At 65.6% G+C, this 10,993-nt stretch carries 9 protein-coding genes and 1 other annotated feature; of the genes, 4 read left to right on the forward strand and 5 right to left on the reverse strand.

The window, feature by feature from the left end; genetic code table 11:
- Positions 1 to 74 precede the first annotated feature (74 nt).
- Both ACWGPT_RS07595 and ACWGPT_RS07600 read right to left on the reverse strand, forming a co-directional pair.
- Positions 75 to 1,433 carry an esterase-like activity of phytase family protein gene (locus ACWGPT_RS07595; RefSeq protein WP_452604998.1) on the reverse strand — a complete coding sequence of 453 codons (1,359 nt, stop codon included), beginning with the start codon at positions 1,431 to 1,433 and terminating at the stop codon, positions 75 to 77.
- Positions 1,434 to 1,529: 96 nt separating this feature from the next.
- Positions 1,530 to 2,444, reverse strand: coding sequence for an AraC family transcriptional regulator (locus tag ACWGPT_RS07600; protein ID WP_452604999.1), 915 nt, complete (start codon positions 2,442 to 2,444; stop codon positions 1,530 to 1,532).
- Here ACWGPT_RS07600 and ACWGPT_RS07605 point away from each other — a divergent pair.
- The gene (locus tag ACWGPT_RS07605; RefSeq protein ID WP_452605000.1) at positions 2,422 to 2,829 is read left to right on the forward strand and encodes a DUF2000 family protein; all 408 of its coding nucleotides are present in this window, start codon (positions 2,422 to 2,424) and stop codon (positions 2,827 to 2,829) included. The two genes, ACWGPT_RS07600 and ACWGPT_RS07605, sit on opposite strands and share 23 nt — an antisense overlap.
- Before the next feature lie 11 nt (positions 2,830 to 2,840).
- Here the strand turns inward: ACWGPT_RS07605 and ACWGPT_RS07610 are convergent, their stop codons facing one another.
- From ACWGPT_RS07610 to ACWGPT_RS07620, 3 genes are all read right to left on the reverse strand, one after another.
- Positions 2,841 to 3,845: a DUF2891 domain-containing protein gene (locus ACWGPT_RS07610; RefSeq protein ID WP_452605001.1), complete on the reverse strand. Its 1,005-nt coding sequence runs from the start codon at positions 3,843 to 3,845 to the stop codon at positions 2,841 to 2,843.
- A 469-nt stretch (positions 3,846 to 4,314) separates the two neighbouring features.
- Entirely contained in the window at positions 4,315 to 5,460 is a 1,146-nt protein-coding gene (rnd, locus tag ACWGPT_RS07615) for a ribonuclease D (RefSeq protein WP_452605002.1), read from the reverse strand.
- 85 nt (positions 5,461 to 5,545) lie between these two features.
- On the reverse strand, positions 5,546 to 6,799 hold the full coding sequence (locus ACWGPT_RS07620) for an MFS transporter (RefSeq protein ID WP_452605003.1): 1,254 nt from the start codon (positions 6,797 to 6,799) through the stop codon (positions 5,546 to 5,548).
- A gap of 216 nt (positions 6,800 to 7,015) precedes the next feature.
- On the opposite strand from ACWGPT_RS07620, the gene aspS reads away from it, so the two are divergent.
- The 3 genes from aspS (at position 7,016) to ACWGPT_RS07635 (ending at position 10,993) form a co-directional block, all read left to right on the forward strand.
- The gene (aspS, locus tag ACWGPT_RS07625) at positions 7,016 to 8,803 is read left to right on the forward strand and encodes an aspartate--tRNA ligase (protein WP_452605004.1); all 1,788 of its coding nucleotides are present in this window, start codon (positions 7,016 to 7,018) and stop codon (positions 8,801 to 8,803) included.
- Between the two features lie 155 nt (positions 8,804 to 8,958).
- Positions 8,959 to 9,285 carry a DUF1236 domain-containing protein gene (locus ACWGPT_RS07630; RefSeq protein WP_452605005.1) on the forward strand — a complete coding sequence of 109 codons (327 nt, stop codon included), beginning with the start codon at positions 8,959 to 8,961 and terminating at the stop codon, positions 9,283 to 9,285.
- Positions 9,286 to 9,385: 100 nt separating this feature from the next.
- Positions 9,386 to 9,443 (forward strand) — a sequence feature (sul1 is cis-regulatory element that is thought to sense ions involved in sulfur or methionine metabolism; They are found in Alphaproteobacteria).
- Positions 9,444 to 9,511: 68 nt separating this feature from the next.
- The gene (locus tag ACWGPT_RS07635) at positions 9,512 to 10,993 is read left to right on the forward strand and encodes a SulP family inorganic anion transporter (protein WP_452605006.1); all 1,482 of its coding nucleotides are present in this window, start codon (positions 9,512 to 9,514) and stop codon (positions 10,991 to 10,993) included.

Raw genomic sequence — 10,993 nt, forward strand, 5'->3', positions numbered from 1 at the left:
ATCCGGCTTTGGACGAGCCGGGCATGATCCTCCCCCCGCGATCGGGGAGAGGGGAGGCACATGCTTGTTCCCACCTACTTCGCGGCAAGAAACTCGCCGACTTCCAGCAGCACGAACTCGTTGTCGTCCGCCTTGTCGAGCGCCCGCCCGGCCGAGAACGGCAGGTTGTTGTCATTGCCGACGACGATATGGCTGTCATCCACCACGTCGACATCCTCGATCGTGACGAAGGGCATGTCGTAGAAGCCTTCGCCGCCGCCCTGGCGGGCGACGCCCTTCGGGTCCTTCACCTGCATCAGGTCGATATAGCCGATCTTGCGAACGGCCTTCCCGGCGTTCTCGTCGGTCATCTCGATCTTGTAGATCCGCTTGTGCCTGGCGGGGACCGCAAAGCAGGTGGGTTCCGGCTTCTTCGGGTCGGCGCAGGCGCGCTCGGCGGTGCCGGCCCCGTTGTCCCGCTCGATCACCAGCGCGGTCGTGCCGTCGATCATGTTGAAGTCGCCGATCGCCTCGCCGCCGGCCGACAGCGGGTAGAGCCAGGAGCGGCCCGTCCACTCCCTGGAGGCGGCATCGAGTTCGACGACCCGCAGCGCCGTCTGGCCGTCCGCCTGCTCGACTGTCCCGTCTTCCAGGAAGAGCGGGCCCTCCAGCATGCCGTAGAGCTTCGAGCCGTCCTTGGACATGGCAAGCCCTTCATAGCCGCCGGAGCGCTTCAGGTTGAAGGCGGCCATTTTCGCGGTCGGGTTGGCCGGCGTGACGAGCGTCGGATTGTCGGGGGAAAGAACCGGCTTGTCGCCGACCTTGGTGGCAATGACGTCGGTCAGCTTGCCGTCCTTGGTGAACTTCAGGACATAGGGGCCGAATTCCTCGCCGACCCAGAAACCGTCCTCGGTGGGCTGGATCGATTCCACGTCGAAATCGGCGCCCGTCAGGTAGCGGCTGTCGGAGCCTTCCATGACGATCGGGAAGGGAGCCTTGCGGTCCGGATCGCTCAGGAACACCGTGTCGAGCCGGTCGACCGTGCCGCTGTCCCAGTCGAAGCGGATATTGTGAAGCATCAGCATCGTGTCGCTGGAATTGATCTTCGAGCCGAAGCCGTTGTCGGAAAGGCTCCAGAAGGTGCCGTCCGCCATGGTCTTGATGCCCGAAAAGCCCTGCACCGGCTGGCCGTCGAAGGGGAGCGACAGGCCGGTCGGGCGCACGCCGTCCTTGCCGGGCACCGTGCCGAGCCCCTCGGCGCGCTTGCGGTCGGCGGTGGAGAACTTGCCGGACGTCTTCAGGTGCTCCGGCGCGTCTTCCGGCGCCGGGATGATCGTGTTGGCGGGCAGGATTGCGTGGGAGACGAGGGTCGCGGGAAATTCCTTCTCCTCGGCGTGGGCGATACCGCCGAGGAGAGCGGCGAGCGCCACGGAGGCAAGCAGGGTTCTGGTCATGGAAACACCTATGGGTAAGAGGTCGGGACACCCCTTCCTAGGAGCCGCACATGACGAACGCTTGATGGCCGTTTGACAGAACGATGAAGGCGCGTGTCAGGTCCGGCGCGATAGCGCCACCCACCGCCCGGGCGTCATCCCGTAGGTCCTCCCGAAATGGCGGGTGAAGTGGGCCTGGTCGGAAAACCCCGCCGCCACGGCCGCGTCCGCAAGGCCGGCGCCGGCCTGCAGTTCGCGCCGCGCCCGATCGAGGCGGCGCATCACCAGGTAGCGGTGCGGGCTTGTGCCCAGCACCCGGCGGAAGTGCCGCGCCAGCTGGTAGCGGTCCATGCCGCCGACCAATTCCAGTTCGGCGGAAGACACCGGATCGCCGAGGCGTGCGTCGAGATAGTCCTTGCAGGCGAGGACGGCGTCGCGGGCTGCAGCTCCCGTCCGTGAGGGCGTCGCGTCGGCGTTCCGACGCAGCCCGGCGGCAATCCGGGAGAGGGCGTCGTCGAGCAGCAGGTCATCCGGTTCGCGGGCGAGATCGTCCAGTATGTCGGCGAGCGCCTGCCGCAGCGCCGCATCACCGACCACGGGCCCGCTCACGAAGGGAAGCGGCTGCGCGGGATCGCCGCCCGCATCCGAGACGAGATCCGGCGGCAGGTAGATCATCCGGTAGACGAGCCCGTCCTCCGTGCCTGCTGCGCCGTCATGCACCTCGTCCGGATGCAGCACTATGACCTTGCCGGGAAGGCTGAACCGGGAGGCGCCGCGATACTTGAAGGTCTGGACGCCCAAAACCGTAATCCCGATCGCATAGGTATCGTGCCGGTGCGGCGAAAATCCGTTGCCGTGGAAACGCGCCTCGATGCGCTCGATCCCCCGCGAGGCGGCAGCAAGCCGGATACGGTCCCCGCCGTCCGGCCCGCACGAACGTTCAAGACCCGTTCCCGGCGCCGCCGTTAGCTGCTCGCTTCTCTCCATGCCCCGAAGGGAGTTTTCGTGAATGTTCGAGACCAAGATCGCCATCGTCCTTCGCAATGACCTCGCCGCCTGGCAGGAGCTGAACGTCACCGCCTTCCTGGCAAGCGGCATCGTCGCCCAGTATCCGGCGATCATCGGCGAAGCTTATCGGGATGCCGCCGGCAATGTCTATAACCCGCTGACGGTCCAGCCGATGGTCGTGCTCACTGCGGACCAGGAAGGACTGCGGGCCATCCACCGGCGCGCGCTGGAACGGGAGATCACCACGTCCCTCTATGTCGAGGAAATGTTTGCGACCGGCCACGACGGGGCGAACCGCGAGGTGTTCGAACGCTTTTCTCCCGAAGATGCCAGGGTCGTCGGCATTGCCATGCGGGCGGAAAAGAAGGTCGTCGACAAGATCACCAGGGGCGCCCGGCTTCACGCGTGAAAGCGCGCCCTTCAGGCGTCCAGCGCAAGGGTGGCGAAGCTTGCGAGCCAGTGTTCGCCCATGTAGTCGCCGGCCACATGGGGGAGCGCGGCCGCCAGGTGGGCCTCGGCCGCCGCCGCCATCACCGGCCGCCGCGGGTCCGCCTCGGGAAGCGCCTTGCCCAGCGATCGCCAGCACCAGGCGCGGCTGAGGTTGAGGCCGTCGAGATGGGCGATCTTGCCGTCCGAACGGTCGGACACGCGGGCCGGACGAAACAGCGTCGCCGGCCTCCGTGCCTCGATCCCAGGCAGGAAGCGGTCGAACCAGGCGATGAACTCGCCCCGGGGCATCAGCCGCCGCATGCATTCCGCCTCGGCAAGGGCGGAGGAGAGGAAGTCGTCGCCCGAAGGCTCGCCCCAGGCCGGGCAATCCTCGTCGGCCCCGTACCAGCGAAGGGCGGTCTCTCGCAGCAATGCCGTGAGCTTTTCGTCCCGTACGGCCTCGGCATGGTCCGCCGCAAGCCTGAGCGCGAACGCCGTGTTGAAATGCGTCCCCACCCGCACCGGATAGGTGGCGATCGGCAGGAAGTCGGCAAACCGCGCAACGAAGACGTCGGCAAGCGGCTGCAGCGCCCAGAACCAGCGGTCATCGTCGTGCAGGGAAAGTTCCGCCGAGAGCTTCAGCAGCCAGCCCCAGCCATAGGGCCGCTCGAAGCCTTGTGCCTCCGGTGCCGCGAGATAGGCGCACTCGCCCGCGACATTGCCGGCCGTCAGCTGTTCGTCGAACAGCGCGCGAATGGCGGGCGCGGCCTCGATCCCGGGAAAGCGCCGCAGAAGATGCGCCAGCATCCAGTAACCGTGTACGCAGGAATGCCAGTCGAAGCTGCCGTGGAAGATCGGATGGAGTTCCCGCGGCGTGCGCGCATCCTCCGGCCCCGCCAGCACATGCCCCGGCTTGTTGGGATACTCACGCCGCACATGCCCGAGCGCGATGGTCGCGAACCGCTGGGCAATCTCGGCAGTGAGGGCAGGGGACATGGACGCGCTCGTTGAAAACGGAGGTGGGGCGGGTTATCTTCGCCGTCGAACTGAATGAGATCGGCGGTCCGACGTGAATTCAATCAGAGTAAAAGATCTGTCGGCGAAGGCAATCAGCGCGCTGGGGCGCGGGCTCCGGAGCATGGGCTGACGACCGAGGCGGAAGTCGCCCGTATTCTCGAGGAGGTGCTGGTCCCGGACGCGTCCCTCCCGGCGAGAAGTCCGCGCTCGGGCTCGGCAACCGCGCTGAGGGACTTGGCCATGGAGTTCCCAGAACTTCAGGACCTGGACTTTTCCCGGGATCCATCGACGGCACGCGCCGCGTCCTTCGAATGATCACCTTATCGCCGACGGCCAGATCGCGGCAATCGCCCGCGTTCACGGCTTTACCGTCGCAACCCGCGATACCGCGCCGTTCACGGCGGCAGGCGTCGCCGTCGTCAATCCGTGGGAGCTTTGAGCGGCGGCCCTAAAGCTCTACCGCCTCGACCTTCTTGTCGACGAAGCGAAGTGCGACGCCGCCGGAGATCAGTTTGAGGGCCGTGTCGCCGAAGAGATCGCGCCGCCAGCCGTGGAGCGCGGCGACGTCGGCGTCTTCGCCCTCCGCGGCGATCTTTTCAAGGTCGTCGGTATTGGCGATCACCTTGGCGGCAACTCCCTCCCGGTCGGCGATCAGCTTCAGCAGGACCTTGAGGAGTTCGACGGCGGCACCCGAGCCCTCCGGCGAGCGCGTCGGCTTCGGCGCGTGCGGCATCTCGGACTTCGGCAGGGCAAGTGCTGCGTTGACCGCCTCGACGACGGCCGAGCCGGAGGCGGAGCGTTCCCAGCCCTTCGGGATCGTCCTCAGGCGCGACAGCGCCTCGGTATCCTTCGGCTGCTGCTGGGCGATCTCGAAGATCGCGTCGTCCTTCAGCACCCGCGAGCGCGGCACGTTGCGGCTGCGCGCCTCGCGCTCGCGCCATGCCGCCACGAACTTCAGGATCGCCAGCTCGCTCGGCTTGCGAAGCCGCGCCTTCAGCCGCAGCCACGCGTCGTCCGGATGGATGTCGTAGGTGCTGGCGGATTCGAGGATGGCCATCTCCTCGGTCAGCCAGCCGGCGCGGCCCTCGCGCTCCAGTTGCTCCTTGAGGGCGGCATAGACGTCGCGCAGATGCGTCACGTCGGCCAGCGCATATTCCAGCTGCTTGTCGGAAAGCGGCCGCCGGCTCCAGTCGGTGAAGCGGGAGGTCTTGTCGATATGGGCGCCGGTCGTGCGCTGCACGAGCTGGTCGTAGGAGATGCTGTCGCCGAAGCCGCAGACCATTGCCGCGACCTGCGTATCGAAGATCGGGTGCGGCACGAGATTGCCGAGGTGATGGATGATTTCGATGTCCTGCCGGGCGGCGTGGAAGACCTTCACCACCCCGGGATTCGCCATCAGCTCGAAGAAGGGCTTGAGGTCGAGCCCCTTCGCCAGCGGATCGACCAGCACTTCCAGCGTCGGGCTCGCCATCTGGATCAGGCAGAGCTGCGGCCAGAAGGTCGTCTCGCGCAGGAATTCCGTGTCGATGGTGATGAAGTCCGATTGGGCAAGCCTGGTGCAGGCGTCTTCAAGGGCGGCAGTTGTTTCGATCATCAGGTGCGGTCACAACATGGTCGGGAGTAAAGGGACAGGCCTTTCCTTCTCCTTCCGGCCCAATATGTCAATATAACCGGCGAAATCAGCGGTGGTCATCCTTGCCGGGGTCATCCTTCTCGGACGGCGCGGCGAGCTTGTTGAAATAGGCGGAGGTGCGCAAAAGCGCCCGGAACCGTCTCGGCCGCTTCTCGGGCGGCACGGGTGCCCGCGCGCCCATCCGGCGCAGCGTGAAGAGCGCGAAGCCGCCGAAGATCACCGAGGTATAGACGAAGAAGACGTCCGGTCCGTAATATTCGAGCAGCAGCGAGGCGAGCAGCGGCCCGATCGTGGCGCCGACCGACCAGTAGAAGAGAAGCCCCGCCGAGACGATCGCATGCTCGCCCTCCCGGGCATAGTCGTTGCCATGGGCTGAGCACAGCGAATAGAGCGGCATGGAGAATGCGCCGAACAGGAAGACGCCGATGATATTGGCCGTCTCGTTGGTCCCGGCGCCGAAGGAGAGGTAGGCGCCGGTCAGGATCGAGCCGATCGTCGTCCACAGGATGACGGTGCGCCGGTCCAGCCGGTCGGAATAGACGCCCAGCGGATATTGCAGGACGACGCCGCCGATGATGCCGGCGCTCATGAAGGTGGCGATCGAGGTGATGCTCATGCCGATCGCTTCGCCGTAGATCGGCCCGATATTGCGGAAGGCGGCCATGGCGAGCCCGACGCAGACCACGCCGACCACCGCCAGCGGCGAGATGCGCCACACCGCCTTCAGGTCGAAGCGGATTGCTTCGGGCGGCGCCGGGCTCGACCGGTCGGCGAGCGAGATCGGCACCAGCGACAGCGTCATGGCGATCGCGATGATGCTGAAGATGACGGTTCCCTCGATGCCCGCTACCGGGATCATGTACTGGGCCGCCGTGACGGAACCGAGGTCGACGAGCCGGTAGATGGAGAGCGTGCGCGCCCGGTTGGCGTTCGTCACCTGCGCGTTGATCCAGCTTTCCACCGTCGCGAACAGGCTCGCCACCGCAATGCCGATGATGAAGCGCATCAGGAACCAGAAGGTCGGATCGATGACGAGCGACATGGCGAGCGAGCATGATGCGCCGATTGCGGCCATGGCCGAGAAGGTGCGGATATGGCCGATGTCGCGCAGGATCCGGGTGACGTAGATGCAGCCGATCGCGAAGCCGACGCTGTAGCCGGCGCCGATCATGCCGATCAGGGATGGCGAAAAGCCTTCGTGGGAGCCGCGCAGTGCGATATAGGTGCCCTGGAGGCCATTGCCGCCGATGAGGATGCCGGCGGTGACGAGCAGGGGAATCAGCGGGCGTATCTGGCTCATGAAATGCTTTCGCGACAGCCGCGCGACTCGATGCCGCCGCGTGGTTGCAGACGTTCTAGCCAAGCTTGCGCCGCAAAGACAGGTGAAAAGCCGCCAACCGGCTCCAAGCCTTGACAAAGCGGGCCGGGCATGCGCTTTTCGCGCCGATTTTCCGTCTGCCGGATAGACGGCCCCATGCCGCTCCCGCAGCTTCGCACCAGTCCAGGAATCTTTGCAATGCACCGTTATCGCAGTCACACCTGTGCCGCCCTGAGGAAGTCCGACGTCGGCTCCACCGTTCGCATCTCCGGCTGGGTGCATCGCGTGCGGGACCATGGCGGCGTGCTGTTCATCGACCTGCGCGACCATTACGGCCTGACCCAGGTGGTGGCCGATCCGGATTCACCGGCCTTCAAGACGGCTGAAACCGTTCGCGGCGAATGGGTCATCCGCATCGACGGTCTCGTCAAGGCGCGCACCGAGGACACGATCAACAGGAACATGCCGACCGGCGAGGTCGAGCTCTACGCCCAGGAGATCGAGGTCCTGTCGGCGGCGAAGGAACTGCCGCTGCCGGTCTTCGGCGAGCCTGACTACCCGGAAGACGTGCGCCTGAAATACCGCTTCCTCGACCTGCGCCGCGAAACGCTGCACCGCAACATCGTCAAGCGGACCCAGGTCATCGCCGCGATGCGCCGCGAGATGACCAATGTCGGCTTCACCGAATATTCGACGCCGATCCTGACCGCTTCCTCGCCGGAAGGCGCACGCGACTTCCTCGTGCCGTCGCGCATCCACGAAGGTAAGTTCTTCGCGCTGCCGCAGGCGCCGCAGCAGTACAAGCAGCTCCTGATGGTCGCCGGCTTCGACCGCTACTTCCAGATCGCCCCCTGCTTCCGCGACGAGGACCCGCGTGCCGACCGCCTGCCGGGCGAATTCTACCAGCTCGACCTGGAAATGAGCTTCGTCACCCAGGAGGACGTCTGGACGACCATGGAACCGGTCATCCGCGGCATCTTCGAGGAGTTCGCGGAAGGCAAGCCGGTCACCAGGGAATTCCCGCGCATCCCCTATGACGAGGCGATCCGCAAGTACGGCTCCGATAAGCCGGACCTGCGCAACCCGATCGTCATGGAAGCGGTCACCGAGCACTTCGCCGGCTCCGGCTTCAAGGTCTTCGCCAACATGATCGCGTCCAATTCCAAGGTCGAGGTCTGGGCGATCCCGGCCAGGACCGGCGGCTCGCGAGCCTTCTGCGACCGCATGAACGCATGGGCGCAGAGCCAGGGCCAGCCCGGCCTCGGCTACATCTTCTGGCGCCAGGAAGGCGCCGTCCTGGAAGGCGCCGGCCCGCTTGCCAAGAACATCGGCGAGGAGCGCACCGAGGCGATCCGCACCCAGCTCGGCCTCGACGAGGGCGACGCCTGCTTCTTCGTCGCCGGCGAGCCGGAGAAGTTCTACAAGTTCGCTGGCGAGGCCCGCAACCGCGCCGCCGACGAACTGAACCTCATCGACCGCGACCGTTTCGAACTCTGCTGGATCGTCGACTTCCCGTTCTTCGAATGGAACGACGACGAGAAGAAGGTCGACTTCGCCCACAACCCGTTCTCCATGCCGCAGGGCGGCATGGAAGCGCTGGAGAACCAGGACCCGCTGACGATCAAGGCCTACCAGTACGACATGGTCTGCAACGGCTTCGAAATCGCCTCGGGCTCGATCCGTAACCAGTCGCCGGAACTCATGGTCAAGGCCTTCGAGAAGGTCGGCCTCAGCCAGGCGGACGTCGAGGAGCGCTTCGGCGGCCTCTACCGTGCCTTCCAGTACGGTGCGCCGCCCCACGGCGGCATGGCGGCCGGCGTCGATCGTATCGTCATGCTGCTGACGGGCGCGAAGAACCTGCGCGAGATCACGCTCTTCCCGATGAACCAGCAGGCGCAGGATCTCCTGATGAACGCCCCGTCGCCCGCGACCCCTACCCAGCTTCGGGAACTGGCGCTTCGCGTGGTGCCGTCCAAGAAGGACTGAGCGGTTTTCGCACCAGGTGAATTGCATGAACGGCGGCCCTGGCCGCCGTTTTGCGTTTCGGCGGTTCATCTTTGGTGATCACCGGTAGGGGCCGAAAGCGGAACCAACCTCCGTCTCCCGTATTGTCTGCCCAGCAGAAGCACAGGAGAAAGAACATGCGCATTCAGCTTATCGCCGCAACGTCGGCTCTCGTCATGGTCTCCGGCGCCGCCCTGGCGCAGGGCACCGTCATCGTCCAGGAGCAGGCCCCCGTCGTCACCGGTTCCACCGTCGTCGTCCCCGGCGAAGTCCGCACCTACGTGATGGAGCAGAGCGTTCCCTCCGTCGTCTATGACGGCGAGGTCGTCGTCGGCGCGCCGCTTCCCGAAGCGGTCGAGGTCCACACGGTCGATGGCTACAACGACTACGCCTATACCGTCGTCAACGAGCGCCGCGTTCTGGTGAACCCGCAGACCCGCACCGTCATCCAGGTTCTGGACTAACAGCTTCGAAGGCCCGGGCCGAGCGGTCCGGGCCTTCGCCCGCACCGTGGCAGTCGCCACGTTGCAAGGCGGCATCGCCGCCGCTATAGACCCTTCATCACAAGGACTCGGGTGAAACCCCCGGGTGGCTCTTCCGGCCGCCGATCCGCCGGACAACGCAAAGCATCATCTCCACATATGCCGAACTCCCCGTCCGGCCGATGCTTCCATTGCGAAGAATTTTCCGATGAATGGTCTTTCCCAGTACAAGCGCGAATGGTTTTCCAACATCCGCGGCGATGTCCTTTCGGGCATTGTCGTCGCGCTCGCCCTCATCCCCGAGGCGATAGGCTTCTCCGTCATTGCCGGCGTCGATCCCAAGGTCGGCCTCTTTGCGTCCTTCGCCATTGCCTGCGTCTCGGCGTTCACTGGCGGTCGTCCCGGCATGATCTCCGCCGCCACCGCCGCCACCGCCGTACTGATGGTGACGCTGGTTCGCGACCACGGTCTTCAGTATCTCTTTGCCGCAACGCTCCTGATGGGGCTCCTGCAGATCCTCGCCGGCGCCGCCCGGCTCGGCCGCGTCATGCGCTTCGTCTCAAGGTCGGTGATGACCGGTTTCGTGAACGCGCTGGCCATCCTGATTTTCATGGCACAGCTGCCAGAACTCATCGGCGTCCCCGTCGAGACCTATGTGATGATCGCCGCCGGCCTCGCCATCATCTATCTCTTTCCGCTGGTGACGCGCCTCATCCCGTCGCCGCTCGTGGCTATCGCGGCGCTGACCGCGGTCGCCTACTACTGGGGCATGGACATCCGCACGGTGGGCGATCTGGGCGCACTACCGGACAGCCTGCCGATCTTCGCACTGCCGCAGGTGCCGCTGACCTTCGAGACCCTCGAGATCATCTTCCCCTATTCGCTGGCGCTCGCCGCCGTCGGGCTGCTGGAATCCCTGCTGACGGCCAAGATCGTCGACGAGATGACCGACACGAACAGCAACAAGAGCCAGGAATGCGTAGGGCAGGGCGTCAGCAACATCGCCTCCGGCCTGATCGGCGGCATGGGCGGCTGCGCCATGATCGGCCAGTCGGTGATCAATGTCGGTTCCGGGGGGCGCGGTCGCCTCTCGACCTTCGTCGCCGGCGCCTTCCTTCTCTTCCTGATCCTCGTCCTCGACGAGATCGTCCGCATCATACCGATGGCGGCGCTCGTCGCCGTGATGATCATGGTCTCCATCGGCACCTTCTCGTGGCGCTCGGTTCTGGACCTGCGCCGCAATCCCCTGCCGTCGTCGATCGTCATGCTGGCAACGGTCGTGACCGTCGTGGCCACCCATGACCTGGCGAAGGGCGTGCTGGTCGGCGTGCTTCTCTCCGGCGTCTTCTTTGCCGGCAAGGTCTCGCGTCTCTTCCACGTCCGCTCCGAACCGAGCCCCGACGGCACCGCGCGCACCTATCACGTCGACGGCGAGATATTCTTCGCCTCGACGGAGAGCTTCATCAAGGCCTTCGACTTCTCCGAGCCGCTGAAGCGGGTGACGATCGACGTCTCGCAGGCGCATCTCTGGGACATTACCGCGGTCGGCGCGATCGACGACGTGGTGCTGAAGTTCCGCCGCCACGGGGTCGAGGTCGATCTGAGAGGCGTCAACGAGGCAAGCGCCCACATGATCGACCGCTTCGGGACCCACGACAAGGAAAATGCACCGCAGGCCGCGCTGCATTGA

It is taken from the genome of Pseudorhizobium sp. NPDC055634 (assembly GCF_053618655.1).